The organism is Mesorhizobium sp. M0678 (assembly GCF_040320505.1).
Lineage (GTDB): Bacteria > Pseudomonadota > Alphaproteobacteria > Rhizobiales > Rhizobiaceae > Mesorhizobium.
In genome coordinates this window covers 230,001-250,459 of the sequence record NZ_JAMYPT010000010.1, presented here as the reverse complement: position 1 = coordinate 250,459, position 20,459 = coordinate 230,001, and the positions used below count along the sequence as shown (strand labels likewise).

Sequence of the window (20,459 nt, the reverse complement as noted above, 5' to 3'; positions counted from 1 at the left end):
TTAGCTCCTTCTTGGCCCCGCGCCTCGCCGGGCGGGCGGTTTTGTAGAGCTAGGTCCGGGGTACTAAAACCGACTACGCGGGGGCTACCGGGGGGCGCCGCGCCCGTCTTTAGCCCCCACGAAGTCTTGGCACCCCCCGAAGTCTTGGCACCCCCCGCAAACGGCAATTCGAAATTGAGCGGCGCCATCACCGCACGTCCGTTGACGAGCTTGCCGTCGATGAGATTCATCGGCGGCGAGCCGACGAAGCTTGCCACGTAGGTGTCGCGCGGATTGTTATAGATCTCGTACGGCGTGCCGGTCTGGACGATGCGGCCATGGTTGAGCACGCCGACCTTGTCACCCATCGACATCGCCTCGATCTGATCATGCGTCACGAACAGGAAGGTGGCGCCAAGCTGCATCTGCAGGTTCTTCAATTCGGTGCGCAGCGCCTCGCGCAATTTGGCGTCGAGCGCCGACAACGGCTCGTCCATCAGGAATACCCGCGGCTTGCGCACGATGGCGCGACCGATCGAGACGCGCTGCATCTCGCCGCCTGAAAGCCTGTCGGTCTTGCGGTCGAGCAGATGCTCGATCCTCAGCGTCCTGGCCGCGCGGTCGACACGATCCTTGATCTCGGCATCGGGCAGCCGGCGGATCTTCGGCTTCAGCGGAAATTCGAGGTTCTGGCGCACCGTATAGCGCGGGTACAGCGAATATTGCTGCAGCACCAGCGCCACGTCACGCTCGGCCGCGCCCCAGTCGGCGACATCGACGCCGTCGATGAAGACCTGGCCTTCGCTCGGTTTTTCCAGGCCGGCAATCATGCGCAGCGTCGTCGTCTTGCCGGCGCCGGTCTCGCCAAGCAGAACGAAGAACTCGCCATCGGCGATGTCGAGATCGAGCCCGGTCAAAGCAGTATGGTTGCCGAACTTCTTCGAGATGTTCTTGAGCTGGATGTGGGCCATCAGAGTCTCACTCCCAGCGATTTGCCGCTCGCCGTGTCGAAGAAATGCGCCTGGCTGGGATCGATCCTGACGAAGACCCTTTCGCCGGGGCCGCCGATGAAGCCGCTCTTGGTGCGCGCCCGCAGCATTTTGGAGCCGACCTTGAGGTCGACGATATCGAAGGACCCGAGCGGCTCGACGATCTGCGTCTCCACCGGCAAGAACCCCTCGGCGGCTTCGCGGCGAACGAGAACGCCTTCCGGCCGGATGCCGAGCGCGAGTTGGCTGCCGGCATGGCCGTTGAGCTTCGACAGCAAGGCGCGCGGGAATTCGAAACCGGCGGCCGCATCGCCGACCGTGACCGAGGCCGATGAGGCTTTCTCGGTCACCGAAGTGTCGGCGACGTTCATCACCGGGCTGCCGACAAATTGCGCGACGAAAAGATTCGCCGGATGCGAATAGACCTCGTCCGGCGAGCCGACCTGCTGCAGCACACCTTCATGCATGATGACAATGCGGTCGGCGAGGCTCATCGCCTCGATCTGGTCGTGGGTGACGTAGATGCTGGTCGAGCCCTGCTTGATGTGCAGCCGCTTGATCTCGGCCCGCATCTCCTCGCGCAGCTTGGCATCGAGCGCCCCGATCGGCTCGTCCATCAGCATCGCCTTCGGCCGCCGCACCAAGGCTCGGCCGATCGCCACGCGCTGCATGTCGCCGCCCGACAGCGCCGACGGTTTCTTGGCGAGGAGATCGCTGATCTGCAGCGTCTTGGCGACCGAGCGCACCTCGCTGTCGATCTCGGCCTTGCTCTTGCGCGTCGCCCTGAGCGGAAAGGCGATGTTCTCATAGACGCTCATATGCGGATAGAGCGAGAACGACTGGAAGACCATGGCGATATCGCGATCGGCGGCCTTGAGGTGCTGGACCGGCTTGCCGTCGATGAGGATGTCGCCGCCGTCGATCGTCTCCAGCCCGGCAATCGCCCTGAGCGTCGTCGTCTTCCCGCAGCCCGACTGGCCGAGCAGCACGATGAACTCGTTGTCGTCGATCTTCAGGTTGAGGTCCTTGATGACCTGGACGGCGCCGAAATATTTCTGGATGCCTCGAAGCTCGATCTGGGTCAATGCTGTGCCCCCGGATTTGCCCCTTGCCCGGTGCCGGCCTTCTCCTCCGGCGCGATCTTGGAGGTGATGTTGAAGCCGATCAGGCCGATCAGGATGATGGTCACGCCATAGCTGTGCAGCAGCATGTTCCATGGCTGGCAGAGCGCGATGATACCGAGCACCATCAGCACCTGGCTGCCCGGTTCGAGATATTTCTGGTTGATGTCGCGAAAGCTCATTTGCGGATCGCTCCAAACGACATGCCGCGCAACAGGTGGTTGCGGAGCAGGAAGGTGAAGATCGCGACCGGCAGCAGGAACAGGAAGGTTCCGGCGGCAATCACCGTCCAGTCCGGCAGGCCGGAACCGACCTGGCTGGGGATGAAGGGCGGTGCTGTCTGGGCACGGCGGCTGGTCATGATCAGTGCGAAGGCATATTCGTTCCACGCCGTGATAAAGCAGAACACGGCGGTGGCGGCGATGCCGGTGGCGGCCTCGGGCAGCACGATCTTGAAGAAGGCCTCCATGCGCGTATAGCCGTCGACGAGGGCCGCCTCCTCATACTCCTTGGGGATCTCGTCCATGAAGCCTTTCATCAGCCACACCGAGAAGGACAGGTTGAAGGCGGTGTAAAGGATGATCAGGCCGATATGGGAATCGTTGAGGCCGACCGCCCGGTACATCAGGAACATCGGAATGGCGACGACCACCGGCGGCAGCATGCGTGTCGACAGGATGAAGAACAGTAGGTCCGCCTCGCCTTTTACCTTGAAGCGCGAGAACCCATAGGCGGTGAAGGTGCCCATGCCGACGGCCAGGACGGTCGAGGTTATGGCAACGATCAGTGAGTTCATGAAACGGCTCGGATAGCCCGACCACTGCACCTGGCCCTTGCCGTCGCGCACGATCTTTTCGCCCCCATTGAAGACGACGCGCTCCCACCACGGCGCAGCCGCGTACTCCTCCGGCGACGGCGGGCTGCGCAGCTGCGAACGCTTGGTGAACAACTTGACGAAGGGCGATATCTCCGGCTGGAAAACCACCGTCGGCGGAATGGTGGTGGCGAGGTTGCGCGGCTTGAACGCCGTCGAGGCGATCCAGTAGATCGGCGCCAGGAAGATGATCGTCACCAGCAGGACAGCGACGATGGCGACCCGGTTGAAGGTGATTTCGGAAGAAGTGCGGACTGCGGCCATCTCAGCGCTCCTTCACCTTGTTGAGGTATTTGACATAGATGTTGGTGATCGCCAGCACCATGATCAGCACGATGTAGGCGAGCGCGCAGGAACGCCCGGTCTGCCATTCCTGGAACGCCATCTTGTAGAGCCGGATCGAGATCAGCTCGGCCGTCGGCTGGCTGGTCAGGATGTAGGCGAGGTCGAAGGTCTTGAACGCCTCCATGGTGCGGAAGATGACCGCGATCATCAGGATCGGCGCAACCAGCGGCAGCGTTATGCGGAAGAAGGTGTAGAACGGCCCGGCCCTGTCGATCGCGGCTGCCTCGTAGAGATGCTTGGGCACGGCCGACAGGCCGGCCAGCGACAACAGCATGACGAAGGGCGACCACATCCAGATGTCGGTCAGCGCGACCGCATAGAGCGCCATTTTCGGATCCGACAGCCATTCGAAGGTGCCGAGGCCCAGCGCATAATTGATGATGCCGAAGGACGGATCGTAGAGCAGCTTCCAGAACAGGCCGACGACGGCCATCGACAGCATCATCGGCAACAACAGGAGCGTCGTCAGCAGGCCCTTGAGCGGAATGTCGCGATTGAGCAGCATGGCCACGCCGAAGCCGACGAGCAGCTGGCCGGCGACCGAGATGATGACGTATTTTGCGGTGATGGCGAAGTTGGACCAGACATAGGGATCGCTGAGCAGGTCGCGGTAGTTTTGCAGCCCGACGAAATTCGCCGCCGCGCTGGTCGAGGCGCGGAAATCGGTGAACGAATAGCCCAGCGAATAGATCAGCGGGAAGATGTTGAAGACGATCAGAAACAGGATCGTCGGGATGATGAAGAGATTGCGGATCGAAATGTCGCTTAGACCGCGAGCGGCGGCCCGCGAGGACCTGTCCAGCGTGGTGATCATCGTGGTCGCCAAGACTCTGCTCCCGGTTCAAAAATCAGAAAAAGAAACGGAGGAGGCACGAACGCCCCCTCCGTGAAACTTCATACTTATTGGCCGCGGCCGTATTTCTTGAAGGTCGCGTTCCAGTCGGCTGCCAGTGCGTCCAGCGTCTCCTTGGCGGTGCCTTCGCCGCCGATCATGTAAGGATAGATGCGCTGGTTAAGCTGCTGCAGCAGTTCCGCGTATTCCGGAACCGCCCAGAAGTCCTTGACCTTGAACATGGTCTCGTAGAACGCCTTGTTGTAGGGCGTGGCGTTCTGGAATTCGGGCGACTTGAGCACGGCGGCACTGCAGGTGTAGCCGCCAAGCGCTGCCCATTTCTTCTGGGTCTCGTCCTTGATGAACCATTCCAGGAACTTCGTCGCCTCTTCCTGCTTCTGCGAGTAGGAAACGATGGAGATGCCCTGACCGCCGAGTGCGGCGAACTGGTCGCCGCCAGGTCCGGCTGGATTGGCGAAGAAGCCGGTGTTCTTGGCGTTCGGGTTCGACGCCTCGTTGATCAGTGAGGGGAAGAACGCGAAGTAGTTCATGCTCATCGCGGCCAGGTTTTCAGTGATCGCCTGGTTGTCCTCGACGAAGAACGACTTGGCCCAGCCCGGAGGCGTGAACTTGTAGAGTTCCTTGTAGGCGTCGAGCGCCGCGATCGCCTTGTCGGAGTTGATGAAGCCATCGACCTTGTAGGTCTTATAGTCACCCAGCTCGCCGCCGAAGGAGAACAGCGCGTTTTCGAAGCCCATCGCCATCGCGTCATAGGAATTGTCGGTGTAGATGGCGATGCCGTATTTTTTCTGGTCCGGCCGGTAGAAGAATTCGGCGATGTCGCGTAGCGCCTTGAAATCCTTCGGCACGTCGAGATCGTAGCCATACTTGGCCTTGAAGGCTTCCTTTTCCTTGGGGTCTTCGAACCAGTCCTTGCGATAGGACCAGCCGACGGCGTCGCCTTCGAGCGGAATGGCCCAGTACTTGCTGCTGCCGCCCGGATATTCGGCATAGTATTTCACCGTGGCCGGTGCCATCACTTCACCGACCTTGTGCTTGTTGAAGAAGTCGGTCAGGTCGACATAGTGGCCACCGGTCGAGCCGGCACCGAGCCATTGCGAGTCGCCGACGACCATATCGTAGGCGTCGCCATGGGCGTTGAACTCGGTGAAGGCCTTGGTCTGGAAGTCGGGCCACGGTGTGGTTTCCACCGTGATCTTGACGCCGGTTTCCTTCTCGTACTCGTTGCCGAGTTCCTGCAGGTAATTGGCCGGATCCCATTCCGCCCAGAAGATTGTAAGTTCCTTTTCCTGCGCGTAGACGGACGTTCCGCAGGCGAGCACTAGGCCGATACCAGCAAGCAAGCTGGTCATTGTCTTGCGCATAATGATTTCCTCCCTTGTGCGCATTCTACCGCGTCATGCGAGCCGGCGGCGAGGCCGGCCCTGGTAGTCCTCCCGTGACGGCACCGTTCCGGTTTTGAGCCTCCTCGTTCGACCGAAACGGATCTTAGCCTTCACCCTTTGATCCGCTTTATTTGTCCTGATCTGGTATTACCAATTTCAGACAAACGTCAAGCTCTTTCTTGAACGGTGGCGGACACGCAGACAAGTTGGTTTCTGCGATATCTGTCTGTTTTCCCTGAATTTTCCTACTCCTTGATACATAAGTGCCTTGCTTAGGCCGCTGCATCGCTAGTAGCACAAATGGTCAGGCTGAAAATCTGGTCGAACCAGATTGGCCTCATCTAACGGCCCTCGTCGGCGCGATCCCGTCACCTTCAGCCATCGATTCCGTCACCGCCGCACGCACCAGTGCGCCGGCCGCCCATTGCGCAACCGACATCATACTGCGGCTATCCAATCCCCATATATCCTTTAAAACGACCAGCACCTCAACACCGAAGATCAATGACAGCGCCTGCGCGAGCCGCTTGAATTCGCGCGGCGGCAACCGGCCTTTGAGTGGCGCGATCGCATCTTTCAAAAGATCGACGCGATGGCCGCGCGTGAAGGCAGGTTCGCCGTCAAGCGTGCCTGCCTGTCGCTGCGCCCACTGGTCGAGCGACAGTTTCAGCGCCGCCTTGAACGTCGCTTCGAAGACCTCGATGCGCGGCATGGCGGTCTCGAACAGCTCGGCGACCCGGCGCTCGGGATCGGCAGAGCTCGATTTCCACGTAAGGATCGGCCCAAGCCCCTCATCGACCACCGCCTGCACCAACGCCGCCTGGCTCGGAAAATACCGATAGGCGGTGGCGCGCGAGACCTCCGCTGCCTCCGCCACCTCGCTGACGGAGGGCGTGGCGCCCGCCTGCATCAGCTTTGTCGCCGTCTCAAGCATGAGACGCCTGGTGCGCGCGCGGGCCCCGCGCTCTACCTGGGGGTTCGGCCCTTGGCTGGCATCGTCGTCCATTGCCGCTTGTTGACGTGAGACATTCATGTCAATACGATACGCGTGTCTCAAAAAATTGCAATGGCCCTTCGCGCCGTCGAACGGCCGGGCAAAAAGGGGCGGCAGCGCCGAACACGCCCAAGACCGGGGAAACGCGATGAAGCGCATCTATGTGGTGGGCACCGCCGACACCAAGGGCGAGGAACTCGCATTTCTGGCCGATGCGGTCGCGGCTACCGGCGCTTCGATTGCCCGTGTCGACATCGGAACACGCGGCGCGACCGTGCCGGTCGATGTTTCGGCAGACGAGGTCGCCAGCCACCATTCCGAGGGTCGCAATGCCGTGCTCGGCGTCGACGATCGCGGCACCGCGGTGGCGGCGATGGCTGCCGCCTTTGCCCGGTTTGTCCAGTCGCGCAGCGATATTGCCGGGATTATCGGAATTGGCGGCGGTGGCGGCACCTCGATCATCACCGCAGGCATGCGCACGCTGCCGCTCGGTCTGCCCAAGATCATGGTTTCGACGTTGGCCTCGGGTGACACCGCGCCTTACGTCGACGTCTCCGACATCGTCATGATGCCGTCGGTGACCGACATGGCCGGCCTCAACCGGCTTTCGCGTGTCGTGCTGCACAATGCCGCCCAGGCGATATCAGGCATGGCGACAAAGCCGGCGCCGCCGCCCGAGGGCAAACCGTCGCTCGGCCTCACCATGTTCGGCGTCACCACGCCATGCGTGACCGCGATCGCCGATGAGCTTCGTTCGACTTATGACTGCATGGTCTTTCATGCCACCGGCACCGGCGGCCGCACCATGGAAAAATTGGCCGACAGCGGCCTGTTGTCAGGCGTCATCGACATCACAACGACCGAAGTCTGCGACTTGCTGTTTGGCGGCGTGCTGCCGGCGACCGAAGATCGCTTTGGCGCCATCGCCCGCACCGGGCTGCCTTATGTCGGCTCGGTCGGCGCGCTCGACATGGTCAATTTCTGGGCGCCGCCGACAATTCCGGAACGCTATCGCGGCCGGCTGTTCTATGAGCACAATCCAAACGTCACACTGATGCGCACCACTGCCGACGAAAGCAGAACGATCGGCGAATGGATCGGTACAAGGCTGAGCCTCTGCCAGGGTCCGGTTCGTTTCCTCATTCCGGAGAAAGGCGTGTCGGCGCTCGACATTGAAGGCGGCGCCTTCTTCGACCCTGAAGCCGATGCCGCTTTGTTCGAGGCGATCGAGCGTACCATCAAACCCGCCAAAACGCGGCGCGTGCTGCGCCTGCCGCTTCATATCAACGACCCCGAATTCGCCGGGGCTGCCACAACGGCCTTCCTCGACATCGCCAGACAGTGAGACACCAAGACATGGCCGCCATACCGCGCAAGAAAATCCTGGAGAAATTCCGCAAGATGATCGCGGACGGCGTGCCGATCGTCGGCGGCGGTGCCGGCACCGGCCTGTCGGCCAAGGCAGAGGAAGCCGGCGGCATCGACCTGATCATCATCTACAATTCCGGCCGCTACCGCATGGCCGGGCGCGGCTCGGCCGCCGGCCTGCTCGCCTATGGCAACGCCAACGAGATCGTCAAGGAAATGGCCTACGAAGTGCTGCCGGTAGTGAAGAAGACGCCGGTGCTGGCCGGCGTCAACGGCACCGATCCCTTCGTCATCATGCCGCTGCTTTTGGCCGAGTTGAAGACGATGGGCTTTTCCGGTGTGCAGAACTTTCCGACCATCGGCCTGTTCGACGGCCAGATGCGGCAGAGTTTTGAAGAAACCGGCATGGGCTTCGGGCTCGAGGTCGACATGATCGCCGAGGCTCACAAACTCGACCTGTTGACCACGCCCTATGTCTTCAACCCAGACGAGGCGCGCGCCATGACAACAGCTGGCGCCGACATCGTCGTCGCCCATATGGGGGTGACCACCGGCGGCTCGATTGGCGCGACATCGGCTAAATCGCTGGACGACTGTGTGAGCGAGATCGACGCCATCGCCAAAGCGGCACGCTCAGTGCGCGAGGATATGATCCTGCTTTGCCATGGCGGGCCGATCTCGATCCCGGACGACGCCAGATATATTCTCGAGCGCTGCAAGGGCCTGCACGGGTTCTATGGCGCCAGTTCGATGGAGCGGCTGCCGGCGGAAGCCTCGATCGCCAGGCAGACGGCGGATTTCAAGGCCGTCACGTTCGGCGCTGCGTAGAGACCAGCAAAAAGAAGGGTGGGACGATGACCGACAACAGCAAGGTATTCGTATATCCAAAAGACGTTAGCGCCTTCGGCTTCGACTGGGGCAGGCTGTCGCTGACGGTCGCTCCCGAAGTGAACGGCGCAAAGCGATTTTCCGGTGGTATCGTCGACCTACCGTCAGGCAAAGGCCATACGCGTCATAACCATCCGGGTGCGGAGGAGATCATCTTTGTCATCTCAGGCAATGGCGAGCAGATGGTCGAAGACGAGAAAGGCAACCCGGTCGTCGAGAAAGTCGGCCCCGGCTGCACCATCTATGTGCCGGAAAGCCGCTTCCACTCGACGCTCAATACCGGCGACGGGCCGATGCAGCTTTTCGTCGTCTATTCGCCGGCCGGGCCGGAACTGGCGTTGCGGGAGTTGCCGGATTTCAGGTTGATCCCGCCGGGCAGATAATGTCACAGGCTGAGGCCAATCTTCATCGCACGAGCGACCCTTGCTAGGTTGTTAGTATCGCTTCCCAGAGCGAGCCTATCCGGCAAAGTGGGGACATCGCGCTCTGATCGGAAAGCATCCGGCGAAGGTAAGCGCGCCACCCAATAGGACAAACAGTTTTCCGCTGCCTCTGGACCAAGCTGCCAGAGTACAAATCGAACAGCATTTTCAGGGAACATGAAGCCCGGAACTTCAGAACATGCGACCTGTTCGGCTAGTTTGCGCGGAACGTCGAAACGTTCGAAGAGCGGCAGGACAGTCGTTTGGATGTTGGCAACGATGTTCGCGATTTCAGCCTGGCGGGTATGCGGGTTTACGATGTTCCATGTCCGCCAATGATGCGGGGTTCGCAAATTGCCAAGCTGTCCACCGGCGACCCAATCGCTGGCACTGGCGGGCCAAGCGCTTCGCTCGTCCCACTCCTTTATTGCCTTGCTGTAGACCGACGCATGCACGACGAGTTCGACGTACTCGCCGCCGACGTTTAGATAGTTTGATTGAAAGGAGATTTTGAATGCCCAGTCGCCGGCCCGACGACTCGCATGAGGACCGCTTTTCGCAAAGCGGAACCCAATCGGTTCGAATTCCATGGAGATCTGCTCGCACCCGTCGATAAAGCCTGCTTGGGCAGTTCGCGTTCCATATCGGCAAATGCTCGCTGGCGTGACCAATTATTTGCTCGGACGAGGTAATCTCAAGAACGGGCTAGGTACCAGCGCCTAAGCCGCCCCCGCCCCCGTTCCAGCCCCGGCCCCGATCGCCGAACATGACGTAACCGGCATCGGTTACCGCCACCGTGTCCTCCAGCTTGATGAAGCCGCGCGTCGGGTGGAGCATGGTCGTCTCGACCGAAAGCACCATGTTCTTCTCCAGCGGCTTTGCGGCATAGGTGCCTTCATAGGTCACCGGATGGTTGGTCATCAGGAACGGCGCTTCATGCGTGATCAGCCCCATGCCATGCGCGAAGAAATCAGTATAGGCCGCAACCTTGGATTTCTTCAGAACGCCTTCGGCATGAGAAATCATGTCACCGCCCAGCGTGCCCGCCTTGACCTTGGAAAAGGCCGCCTGCTGCACTGTCTCGATCTCGGCCAGCAGATCCTCGAGCTCGGCGTCAGGGTCGCCCAGCACGCCCATGCGGCAAAGATCGCCGATATAGCCGTGGTAGTTGCCGCCGGAATCGATCGACATCACCTCGCCCTTCCTCCACGCCTGCGGCGAAGCGGCGCGGTTGTGGCTGGAGCCTAGCGTCAACAGGCAATATTCGAAATGCGCGCCGCGATTGGTCTCCTCGCGCCTGAGCTGTTCGATGATCTCGCTCTTGGTCGTGCCTTCGCGTGCCCAGCCGATGGTCGCCAGCATGGAATCGGTGATCAGCTCCGAAGCGATGCGCAGCTTTTCCAGCTCCGCCTCGGTTTTGATTGCCCGCATGCGCTCCAGCATATCAGTCGCATCGATCAGCTTGGCATCCGGCAACGCGTTGCGGATCAGCATATAGGCGTCGGACGGCAGGAAGGCGGGCTCGATGCCGATGCGGGCATTGCCCTTGCCGATCTTTCGCAAATGCTCGACCGCCAGATTGGCGGCATCGAGCGTACCCCAGCAGGCGGCATGCAGTGTCGGCGTCCAGAACGGATGATTCTGGTGCTCGCCGCCTTCCATGCGGTTGCCGATATAGGCGGCATGCTCCGGCCCACCTTTCTCATAGACGACGACAGGCAGATAACGGCTGTGGCCGATTGCATCCATGGCGGCGAAGAAGATGAACTTGTAGCCGCCAAGCAGATATTGCGTGTTGTGCTTGGAGGTGGCGAGCAGCGCGTCGATGCCGGCCTCCTCCATCAGCCCGTCCACCCTGGCCTGGTCGAACGGCACGCTGCCGACGGCATTCTTGCCTGGGGCAATGTTCATGTCTCTCTCCCTGAAATCCCTTAGCCGGCCGCTCGCCGGCACCGGCTTTTCCGGCTCTGAACCTCGGCTATGCTTAAATCTGCATCATTTTGCCCGATCTGGTCCAGCCAGAACGGGCGAACCAGTCCCAAAAGCTGCTCCACCTGCTGCACTTTACTCCAGTCTGGTCCTGCTAGAACCGCGCATCGAACCGTTTTCTGTACAACTGGTCCAGCGGACGGAAATTTCAAAGCCACATAGAGATGCGCCAATTCCGTCTTTGGCGAAACCCCGCACAAGGCCCATAATCAGCTTTGCAGGATGCTTACGAGCGTCCGAGGGGTACGGCGGACCCGGCCGGGTCCGCGGAGAGGACGGAGTTCGATCATGCCAGAGTTCACCATTTCCAGACGTACAATGCTGGCCGGTTCGGCATTGCTGTTGGCCTCCACCGCCATGCCGACGATCGGCTCGGCGCAGACGCCGAGAAAGGGCGGACGACTGGTTGTCGCCGCCGATTCCGAGCCGCGCAACCTCAATCCGGCGATTGTCGCCTCGAACGGCGTCTTCTTCATCTCGAGCAAGATCGTGGAAACCTTGGCCGAGGCCTCCTTCGGCGGCAAGGACGGGCTCGAGCCACGGCTGGCGCTCAGCTGGGAAGGTGCCGCCGACGGCCTGTCGGTGACGTTCAAGCTGCGCGAGGGCGTCAAATGGCATGATGGGAAGCCATTCACCTCAGCCGATGTCGCCTTCTCGGCGCTGCAGGTCTGGAAGCCGCTGCAGAATCTCGGCCGCACCGTGTTCAAGGATCTGGAGGCGGTCGACACGCCGGACGAAACCACCGCCGTGTTCAAATTCGCCAAGCCGACACCGTTCCAGCTGATCCGCAACGCCTTGCCGGCGCTGAGCAGCGTGGTGCCCAAGCACATCTATGAGACCGGAAAGATCGAGGACAACCCGGCCAACAACGCCCCGGTCGGCACCGGACCGTTCAAATTTGCCGAACACAAGCCCGGCGAATATTACCGGCTGGAGAAGAACACCGACTATTGGGGCAAGGACGAGCCCTATCTCGGCGAGATCATCTATCAGGTGCTGCCGGACCGCACGTCGGCGGCCAGCGCCCTGGAAGCCGAAGAGATCCAGCTCGCCGCCTTCTCCGCCGTGCCCCTGGCCGATCTCGACCGCATCTCCAAAGTGCCCGGTCTCAAGGTGATCACCAAGGGTTATGAAGGGCTGACCTACCAGCTCGTCGTCGAGATCAATCATCGCCGCAAGGAGCTGGCCGACCTGAAAGTACGCCAGGCGATCGCTCACGCTATCGACAAGGATTTCGTCGTCAAGACGGTATTCCTTGGCTATGCCGCCACCGCCACTGGCCCGGTGCCGAAAAACGACCCGCAATTCTACACCGCCGACGTGCCGACCTACGCCTTCGACGTCGCCAAGGCCAACGCCTTGCTTGACGAGGCCGGCTACAGCCGGGGCGATGACGGCAAGCGCTTTTCACTGAGGTTGCTACCGGCGCCCTACTTCAACGAAACCAAGCAGTTCGGCGACTATCTGCGCCAGGCGCTCGCAGCCATCGGCATCGACGCCCAACTGGTCAACAACGACTCTGCCGCGCATATCAAGGCTGTCTACACCGACCACGCCTTCGACCTTGCGGTCGGGCCGCCGGTGTTCCGCGGCGATCCGGCGATCTCGACCACCATCCTGGTGCAGAGCGGTATTCCCGACGGCGTGCCCTTCTCCAACCAGGGTGGCTACAAGAATGCCGATCTCGACGCCCTGATCGCCAAGGCATCGGAGACGCTCGACACCGCCGCCCGCACCGAACTCTACAAGGAGTTCCAGAGAAAAGTTGCCGCCGACCTGCCACTGATCAACGTCGCCGAATGGAGTTTCATCAGCGTCGCCCGCGATACGGTCAACAACATCGCCAACAACCCGCGCTGGGCGGTATCGAACTGGGCGGACACTTGGCTGGAGGGGTAAGGAAGTCTCTTCAGACTTGCGCGCCGCTTGTGTGGGTGCTCAGCTTCAGCGATGAGAGCTTTTTCGCGCCCCCCTCTGTCCTGCCCTCTTTGCCACCACTTGGCATCTCCCCCACGAGCGGGGAGATCGGCTGTCATTGTCGCTTTTGCCAATCTCCAGCGTTGCAAGACGGCCGGCAACGCCGAAACTGCCAATCTCCCTCCTTGTGGGGGAGATGTCCGGCAGGACAGAGGGGGGCGCCGTAGAGCGCGGCACCGAAGACTTGGCTCTCCTATCGGCGTTGCGCCATGACCCGCGCCGTCATCCTCCTTCGCCGCCGTCTCGTCGGCAGCATCTTCGTGCTGCTGATTGTCGTCATTGGCACCTTCCTGCTGCTCGAAGCCGCTCCCGGCGACGCGGTCGATGCCTATATCGTCTCGACCGGCGGCGACGCCGGCATGATCGAGCTGTTGCGTCACCGCTGGGGGCTCGACCAGTCTGAGCTGACGCGGCTGGCCAATTACCTTTGGGCGCTGCTGCATCTCGACCTTGGCCAGTCGGTCACCTTTTCGCGGCCGATCCGCGAAGTCGTCCTCGAGCGCCTGCCCAACACGCTTCTGTTGATGGGGAGCGCCACCGCGCTCTCCTTCGGCCTCGGCTCGGCGCTCGGCATCTATGCCGGCGCCAGACCCGGCAGCTTCCGTGATCGTTTCCTGTCCATCGGCTCGCTGGCGCTCTATGCCGTGCCGGGCTTCTGGCTCGGGCTTGTGCTGATCATTGTCTTCGCCGTCGACCTGCGCTGGTTTCCGATCGGCGGCATCGAGAGTATCGTCTCGGCCAGGACCGGCCTCGATCGCGCCGCCGATATCGCCCGCCATCTCGTCCTGCCGGTTTCGGCGCTCGGCTTCATTTATCTCGCGCTCTATCTGCGCATGACGCGCGCCGGCATGGCCGAGGTGTGGCGACAGGACTTTGTGCTGGCCGCCCGTGCCAGGGGACTTTCCCGCCGTCGCATCGTGCTCGCTCACGTCGCCCGTAACGCGCTGTTGCCGCTGGTCACCATGCTCGGCCTGCAATCCGCGCAGATGTTGGGCGGCAGCGTCGTGATCGAGAGCGTCTTTTCCGTCCCCGGCCTCGGCCGACTGGCGCAGGAAGCGGTGGCCGCGCGGGATACCCCACTACTGCTCGGCATTATTCTCACCAGCGCTGTCCTGGTCGTCATCATCAACGTTCTCGTCGACATCGCCTACGTCTTCCTCGATCCGCGCGTCGGCGCCAGTGAGGCCAGCGCATGAGTCCGCTTGCCCGCTTCCTGCGCACGCCGGAGGCTGTCGCCGGCGCGGTCATCCTGGCGGCGCTGTTTGCCATGGTTTTTGCCGCGCCTTTGTTCTTTCCCGGCGATCCGCAGGCGATTGCCGGACCGGCATTGCTGCCGCCCTTCCAGGATTGGTCGCTGCCGCTCGGCACCGACCGGCTCGGCCGCGACGTGCTAGCCGAGCTTCTCCACGGCGCCCGCACCTCGCTGGCGGTCGGGCTGGCAGCAGCAGCCGTCGCCCTTGCCGTCGGCGCCATAATCGGCACGTTGGCCGGTTTTGCTGGCGGCGTTGTCGACGAGATGCTGATGCGCATCGCCGACGCGTTCCAGACCGTGCCAGCCTTCCTGCTGGCTTTGGCTTTCGTGAGCATTGTCGGGCCGTCGCTCGGCGTCGTCGTCGCGGCGATCGCGCTTGGCGCCTGGACCGGACCGGCACGCGTGGCGCGGGCCGAAGTGCTGTCGATCCGCGAGCGCGATTTTGTTGCCGGCGCCCGCGTCATCGGCATGCATCCGTTGGAGATCGCCTTTCGGGAGGTGCTCCCCAATGCGCTGCCGCCGGTAATGGCTTTGTCGTCGGTGATCGTCGCCGCGGCGATTCTCACCGAAGCGGCATTGTCCTTTCTCGGCCTCGGCGATCCCAACCGGGTTACCTGGGGCGGCATGATCGCCGAAGGCCGCGCCGTGCTGCGCACCGCGCCCTTCCTGTCGATCATTCCGGGCGTAGCGCTCGTGCTCACCGTGCTCGGCGTCTATCTCGCCGGCGAAGGCGTCGTCGAGACCACGGCGATGAGGAGGAGCCTGTCGTGACGGCGCTTGCTTCGATCCGCAATCTGACGGTGACCTATCGCCGTGACGGCGCCGAGGTAGCGGCGCTGAAGAATGTCGGCTTCGACATCACCGCCGGCGAGCGCTTTGCCATCATCGGTGAAAGCGGTTCGGGCAAGAGCACGCTGGCGCTGGCCATTGCCGACCTGCTGCCGGCCACCGCCAGGATCGAAGGCCGCATCGATTGGCTCTTGCGCCCGCCACCAATGTTTGGTGCCAAGGCACCCCCCTCTGTCCTGCCGGACATCTCCCCCTCAAGGGGGGAGATCGGCAGTTCCGCAGCCGGTTCCTTTCCGCCAGCTTCGGTGATTGGCGAAGGCAGAGATGAAAGTGCAATCTCCCCCCTTGAGGGGGAGATGTCCGGCAGGACAGAGGGGGGTGCGACGGGACGCCAACCTGCAAGCCTTCGCGACCATGCTCCAATCGGTGGCCGTGACATCGGCTTCATTTTCCAGGACCCATCCGCAAGTCTCGACCCGGTGATGCCAATCGGCAAGCAGATCGCGGAAGTCGCGTGCACTCATCTCAGCCTCAGTTGGCGAGACGCCTATGCCAAGGCAAAAACCCTGCTCGAGCGCGTCCGCCTGCCCGATCCGGACGCTGCCCTCTGCGCCTTCCCGCACCAGCTCTCCGGCGGCCAGAAGCAGCGTGTGGCGATCGCCGCGGCGATTGCTGCCGGTCCGAAACTGCTGATCGCCGACGAGGCGACCAGCGCGCTGGATACGATCGTGCAGGCCGAGATCGTCGGGCTGATCCGGCGACTGGTGGCCGAGGACGGTATGACGCTGCTGTTCATCAGCCACGACATTGCGCTGGCCGCTGAGCTTGCGGAGCGCATCGCGGTGTTCCGGCATGGCGAGCTGCTCGAGCTCGGTTCGACAGCCCAAATCGTCAATGCGCCGCGTCACGCATACACTCGTGTGCTGCTTGACGCTCATCTCGGCCTCGACGCCGAGCCGCTGTTGCGGCGAACATGACCGACCCGCTGCTCGCCGTTTCCGGCCTGACCAAACGATACAGTCGCGGCGGCAAGATCATCGCCGCGGTCGACGACGTTTCCTTCCACATCGACCCCGGCGAGACGCTGGCGCTAGCCGGACCTTCCGGCAGCGGCAAGTCGACGATAGCTCGTCTAGTGCTCCGGCTCATCGAATTCGATACCGGCCGTATCGAATTTGAAGGCAGCGATTTCCTGTCGCTGAACGGCGCTGCCTTGCGCGGCCGGCGCGCCCGTCTTCAGATGGTGTTTCAGGATCCGCTCGCCGCCTTGAACCCACGCGCCACAGTCGCGCGTGTGCTCGACGACCCCTTGCGCATCCATCACATTGCCTCTGGCCCCGAGCGCCCGCGCCGTATTGCAGCTCTGCTGGAACGCGTCGGCCTCAGCCCCGGTCTCGCCGGCCGCGCCATTCACGAAATTTCCGGCGGTCAGCGCCAGCGCGTTGCAATCGCCCGCGCCATCGCCACGAAACCGTCGCTGGTCGTGCTCGACGAGGCCGTGTCGGCGCTCGACGTTTCGGTTCGTGCGCAGATCCTGCAACTGCTGCTCGACCTTCAACGCGAGGAGCGCATCGCCTATCTATTCATTTCGCACGATCTCGGCGTCGTCCGTGCCATCGCCCACCGCATGGCCATTCTGGACGCCGGGCGGATTGCCGAGAGCGGCGATGCCCGCACCGTCATCGACGCGCCGCAATCCGCGATCGGCAAGGCGCTGGTAGCGGCAGCGCCAAGACTGTCAAGGCTCGAACAGGACGCATCATGACCGACGCCGAAGCCCGAGCCGAAAAACTGTCGCGCGAACTCGATTCCGCCTTCCGCAACCGCGCCGATCTCTATCGTCTGTTCCTCGACGAGCTAACCGCGGAGTTGGGCGCGGAAAAAGCCGAGGCGATTATGATCCGTATAATCGAACAACGCGGCAAGGAGGTTGCGGCGGCGGCCTTTGCCGATTTCGGCCCGAACGATGCACCGGCGATCGGCGAGGCGTTCCTGGCCGTCAGCCCGGATGGCGGCCGCATGTATCCGACCGACGTCGAACGCAGCCAAGGCCGCATCGCCTTCAAGGTCAAGCGCTGTCCGCTGAAGGACGCCTGGGTCGAAGCCGGCGTCGGCGACGAGAAGCTCGCCACGCTCTGCCGAATCGCCGGCGCCTTCGACCGCGGCCTGTTCGAGGCCACCGGAGTGCGCTTCGACAACGTCACCTGGACGCCGGGCCACGGTTCCGGCTGCTGCCACATCGCCTTGACCAACCGGGATGCCGGCTAGAGCTGCATCCATGCAGCACATTCAGGTGCCGGCAGGACGTGGAACTTCGTCGCGGCGCGCGAGCTTCGGTGTTTGGCAGCACGCCCCAAAACAAAAAAACCCCGGCGCTGTAAGGCTACCGGGGTTTTTGCGGGGGCTGGACCTGCCTTGGTGTCTCGCTGTGTCTGCTTCGTGCGAGTCCCTGACGGGGATCGAACCAATCGGCCAGCAAAACGAAAACGGCCCGCACAAGGCGGGCCGTTTTCGAATTTGGTTGCGGGGACAGGATTTGAACCTGTGACCTTCAGGTTATGAGCCTGACGAGCTACCGGGCTGCTCCACCCCGCGTCAACCCTAGAAGTAAGCCTTGGCTCACTGGATTCAAGCTTCCGCCAAATGAAAAGGCCGCTTGCGCGGCCCGATATCCCGTTGGCGGGCCTGTTCGTAAGGAGAAGATTAAACAACGTGCGCTTGGCAGACCTGGCAGCGACCTACTCTCCCGCGTCTTGAGACGAAGTACCATCAGCGCTGGAGCGTTTCACGGCCGAGTTCGGAATGGGATCGGGTGCAGCCGCTCCGCCATAACCACCAGGTCGGCAAAACGCACGTTGCTCGAGAAGCTGTTTTCTGTGCCATCCATCTCGGCGCAATCCAAGGATTGTCACCAGAAATGGGCATTAGGAATGAGAACGATCAAGCCGATCGAACTATTAGTACCGGTAAGCTTCAAGCGTTGCCGCTCTTCCACACCCGGCCTATCAACGTGGTCGTCTTCCACGGTTCTCAGGGAATACTCGTTTTAAGGTGGGTTTCCCGCTTAGATGCCTTCAGCGGTTATCCCGTCCGGATATAGCTACCCTGCTATGCGGCTGGCGCCACAACAGGTCCACCAGAGATCCGTCCATCCCGGTCCTCTCGTACTAGGGACAGATCCTTTCAATATTCCTACACCCACGGCAGATAGGGACCGAACTGTCTCACGACGTTCTGAACCCAACTCACGTACCGCTTTAAATGGCGAACAGCCATACCCTTGGGACCTGCTCCAGCCCCAGGATGCGATGAGTCGACATCGAGGTGCCAAACAACCCCGTCGATATGGACTCTTGGGGGTCATCAGCCTGTTATCCCCGGCGTACCTTTTATCCGTTGAGCGATGGCCCTTCCACGCGGGACCACCGGATCACTATGACCGACTTTCGTCTCTGCTCGACTTGTCAGTCTCGCAGTCAGGCAGGCTTATGCCATTGCACTCAGCGAACGATTTCCGACCGTTCTGAGCCCACCATCGCGCGCCTCCGTTACTCTTTAGGAGGCGACCGCCCCAGTCAAACTACCCACCATACATTGTCCCGGACCCGGATAACGGGCCGCGGTTAGACATCCATAGTGATAAGGGTGGTATTTCAAGGGTGGCTCCACCTGAGCTGGCGCCCAGGTTTCAAAGCCTACCACCTATCCTACACATGCCACTACGAATGCCAATGTAAAGCTATAGTAAAGGTGCACGGGGTCTTTCCGTCTAACCGCAGGAACCCCGCATCTTCACGGGGAATTCAATTTCACTGAGTCTATGCTGGAGACAGCGGGGAAGTCGTTACGCCATTCGTGCAGGTCGGAACTTACCCGACAAGGAATTTCGCTACCTTAGGACCGTTATAGTTACGGCCGCCGTTTACTGGGGCTTCGATTCAGAGCTTGCACCCCTCCTCTTAACCTTCCAGCACCGGGCAGGCGTCAGACCCTATACGTCGTCTTGCGACTTCGCAGAGCCCTGTGTTTTTGATAAACAGTCGCTACCCCCTGGTCTGTGCCACCCTCCCATGCTTGCGCATGAAAGGGTCACGCTTCTTCCGAAGTTACGCGTGCAATTTGCCGAGTTCCTTCAGCATAGTTCTCTCAAGCGCCTTGGTATACTCTACCAGTCCACCAGTGTCGGTTTCGGGTACGGTCTATAAGGAGGAGCTATTTCCTGGAACCACGCAGCAGCCCTTTCAATCCGATAAGATTGGACTACCTCAATGATCCGTCACTTCCTCCAGGCCCACGAATATTAACGTGGTTCCCATCGTCTACGCATTTCTGCCTCGACTTAGGGGCCGGCTAACCCTGCTCAGATTAGCTTTAAGCAGGAACCCTTGGACTTTCGGCGGGGGAGTCTCTCACTCCCCTTACGTTACTCATGTCAGCATTCGCACTTCTGATACCTCCACCACCCCTCACGGGTATGGCTTCATCAGCTTACAGAACGCTCCGCTACCGCTTGCATTGCTGCAAACCCTAAGCTTCGGTGTATGGCTTTAGCCCCGTTACATTTTCGGCGCAAAGACCCTTATTTAGACCAGTGAGCTGTTACGCTTTCTTTAAATGATGGCTGCTTCTAAGCCAACATCCTGGTTGTTTTGGGATCCTCACATCCTTTCCCACTTAGCCATAACTTGGGGACCTTAGCTGTAGGTCAGGGTTGTTTCCCTTTTCACGACGGACGTTAGCACCCGCCGTGTGTCTGCCGACTATTACTCCCAGGTATTCGGAGTTTGGTTAGGTTTGGTAATCCGGTGAGGACCCCTAGCCCATCCAGTGCTCTACCCCCTGGGGTATTCGGTCGACGCTCTACCTAAATAGATTTCGCGGAGAACCAGCTATTTCCGAGTTTGATTGGCCTTTCACCCCTAGCCACAAGTCATCCCGAACTATTGCAACAGTTATGGGTTCGGTCCTCCAGTAAGTGTTACCTTACCTTCAACCTGCTCATGGCTAGATCACTCGGTTTCGGGTCTAATGCGACGAACTGAACGCCCTGTTCAGACTCGCTTTCGCTGCGCCTACACCTATCGGTTTAAGCTTGCTCGTCACACTAAGTCGCTGACCCATTATACAAAAGGTACGTGGTGACCCTTGCGGGCTCCCACTGTTTGTAGGCAATCGGTTTCAGGTACTCTTTCACTCCCCTTGTCGGGGTGCTTTTCACCTTTCCCTCACGGTAC

The 20,459-nt window shown here is 61.2% G+C and carries 18 protein-coding genes, 1 tRNA gene and 2 rRNA genes (1 of these 21 only partly in view); 9 read left to right on the top strand and 12 right to left on the bottom strand.

The features are described 5' to 3' along the window. The 7 genes from NKI29_RS20020 to NKI29_RS19990 all read right to left on the bottom strand — a co-directional run. The coding region (locus NKI29_RS20020) for an ABC transporter ATP-binding protein (RefSeq protein ID WP_352797047.1) at positions 1-950 on the bottom strand (950 nt) is incomplete at its 3' end. Next, positions 950-2,053 (bottom strand): ABC transporter ATP-binding protein, encoded by a 1,104-nt coding sequence (locus NKI29_RS20015; protein ID WP_352568289.1) that lies wholly within the window; start codon positions 2,051-2,053, stop codon positions 950-952. The genes NKI29_RS20015 and NKI29_RS20020, both read right to left, overlap by 1 nt. Continuing rightward, positions 2,050-2,271, bottom strand: coding sequence for a hypothetical protein (locus tag NKI29_RS20010; protein ID WP_023675179.1), 222 nt, complete (start codon positions 2,269-2,271; stop codon positions 2,050-2,052). Before NKI29_RS20010 ends, NKI29_RS20015 begins: the two co-directional genes overlap by 4 nt. Beyond that, a complete protein-coding gene (locus tag NKI29_RS20005) occupies positions 2,268-3,227 on the bottom strand; it encodes a carbohydrate ABC transporter permease (protein ID WP_292661213.1) in 960 nt (319 codons plus the stop codon). Before NKI29_RS20005 ends, NKI29_RS20010 begins: the two co-directional genes overlap by 4 nt. A gap of 1 nt (position 3,228) precedes the next feature. Then, a complete protein-coding gene (locus tag NKI29_RS20000; protein WP_023722315.1) occupies positions 3,229-4,134 on the bottom strand; it encodes a carbohydrate ABC transporter permease in 906 nt (301 codons plus the stop codon). 74 nt (positions 4,135-4,208) lie between these two features. After that, positions 4,209-5,525 carry an ABC transporter substrate-binding protein gene (locus NKI29_RS19995; protein WP_352448404.1) on the bottom strand — a complete coding sequence of 439 codons (1,317 nt, stop codon included), beginning with the start codon at positions 5,523-5,525 and terminating at the stop codon, positions 4,209-4,211. A 358-nt stretch (positions 5,526-5,883) separates the two neighbouring features. Further along, positions 5,884-6,579: a TetR/AcrR family transcriptional regulator gene (locus NKI29_RS19990; RefSeq protein ID WP_502896714.1), complete on the bottom strand. Its 696-nt coding sequence runs from the start codon at positions 6,577-6,579 to the stop codon at positions 5,884-5,886. Between the two features lie 109 nt (positions 6,580-6,688). On the opposite strand from NKI29_RS19990, the gene NKI29_RS19985 reads away from it, so the two are divergent. The 3 genes from NKI29_RS19985 to NKI29_RS19975 are packed head-to-tail and all read left to right on the top strand — an operon-like array spanning position 6,689 to position 9,179. Beyond that, positions 6,689-7,885, top strand: coding sequence for a Tm-1-like ATP-binding domain-containing protein (locus NKI29_RS19985; RefSeq protein ID WP_352797044.1), 1,197 nt, complete (start codon positions 6,689-6,691; stop codon positions 7,883-7,885). An 11-nt stretch (positions 7,886-7,896) separates the two neighbouring features. After that, positions 7,897-8,736, top strand: coding sequence for a phosphoenolpyruvate hydrolase family protein (locus NKI29_RS19980; RefSeq protein ID WP_352568291.1), 840 nt, complete (start codon positions 7,897-7,899; stop codon positions 8,734-8,736). Positions 8,737-8,762: 26 nt separating this feature from the next. After that, positions 8,763-9,179 (top strand): cupin domain-containing protein, encoded by a 417-nt coding sequence (locus NKI29_RS19975; RefSeq protein ID WP_352797042.1) that lies wholly within the window; start codon positions 8,763-8,765, stop codon positions 9,177-9,179. Positions 9,180-9,181: 2 nt separating this feature from the next. Here NKI29_RS19975 and NKI29_RS19970 read toward each other — a convergent pair whose 3' ends face one another. Then, a complete protein-coding gene (locus NKI29_RS19970; RefSeq protein WP_352797040.1) occupies positions 9,182-9,808 on the bottom strand; it encodes a DUF4304 domain-containing protein in 627 nt (208 codons plus the stop codon). A 115-nt stretch (positions 9,809-9,923) separates the two neighbouring features. Continuing rightward, positions 9,924-11,129: a M24 family metallopeptidase gene (locus NKI29_RS19965; RefSeq protein WP_352648871.1), complete on the bottom strand. Its 1,206-nt coding sequence runs from the start codon at positions 11,127-11,129 to the stop codon at positions 9,924-9,926. 366 nt (positions 11,130-11,495) lie between these two features. Here NKI29_RS19965 and NKI29_RS19960 point away from each other — a divergent pair, with 366 nt between their 5' ends. The 6 genes from NKI29_RS19960 (at position 11,496) to NKI29_RS19935 (ending at position 17,493) form a co-directional block, all read left to right on the top strand. After that, a complete protein-coding gene (locus NKI29_RS19960) occupies positions 11,496-13,106 on the top strand; it encodes an ABC transporter substrate-binding protein (protein WP_352568294.1) in 1,611 nt (536 codons plus the stop codon). Positions 13,107-13,393: 287 nt separating this feature from the next. Beyond that, complete coding sequence (locus NKI29_RS19955) at positions 13,394-14,380, top strand: ABC transporter permease (protein WP_352568295.1); 987 nt, start codon at positions 13,394-13,396, stop codon at positions 14,378-14,380. Beyond that, entirely contained in the window at positions 14,377-15,207 is an 831-nt protein-coding gene (locus tag NKI29_RS19950; RefSeq protein WP_352568296.1) for an ABC transporter permease, read from the top strand. Before NKI29_RS19955 ends, NKI29_RS19950 begins: the two co-directional genes overlap by 4 nt. Further along, on the top strand, positions 15,204-16,202 hold the full coding sequence (locus NKI29_RS19945) for an ABC transporter ATP-binding protein (RefSeq protein ID WP_352568297.1): 999 nt from the start codon (positions 15,204-15,206) through the stop codon (positions 16,200-16,202). Before NKI29_RS19950 ends, NKI29_RS19945 begins: the two co-directional genes overlap by 4 nt. Then, positions 16,199-16,990: an ATP-binding cassette domain-containing protein gene (locus NKI29_RS19940; RefSeq protein WP_352568298.1), complete on the top strand. Its 792-nt coding sequence runs from the start codon at positions 16,199-16,201 to the stop codon at positions 16,988-16,990. Before NKI29_RS19945 ends, NKI29_RS19940 begins: the two co-directional genes overlap by 4 nt. Next, positions 16,987-17,493, top strand: coding sequence for an L-2-amino-thiazoline-4-carboxylic acid hydrolase (locus tag NKI29_RS19935; protein ID WP_352568299.1), 507 nt, complete (start codon positions 16,987-16,989; stop codon positions 17,491-17,493). The genes NKI29_RS19940 and NKI29_RS19935 overlap by 4 nt, the downstream gene beginning before the upstream one ends. Positions 17,494-17,743: 250 nt before the next feature. On the opposite strand, the gene NKI29_RS19930 is transcribed toward NKI29_RS19935, so the two are convergent. The 3 genes from NKI29_RS19930 to NKI29_RS19920 form a co-directional block, all read right to left on the bottom strand. Then, positions 17,744-17,820, bottom strand: a tRNA-Met gene (locus NKI29_RS19930). A 130-nt stretch (positions 17,821-17,950) separates the two neighbouring features. Further along, positions 17,951-18,065 (bottom strand): 5S ribosomal RNA (rrf, locus tag NKI29_RS19925). Positions 18,066-18,161: 96 nt separating this feature from the next. Beyond that, positions 18,162-20,459: ribosomal RNA gene (locus tag NKI29_RS19920) — 23S ribosomal RNA — on the bottom strand; it runs 501 nt beyond the window's last position.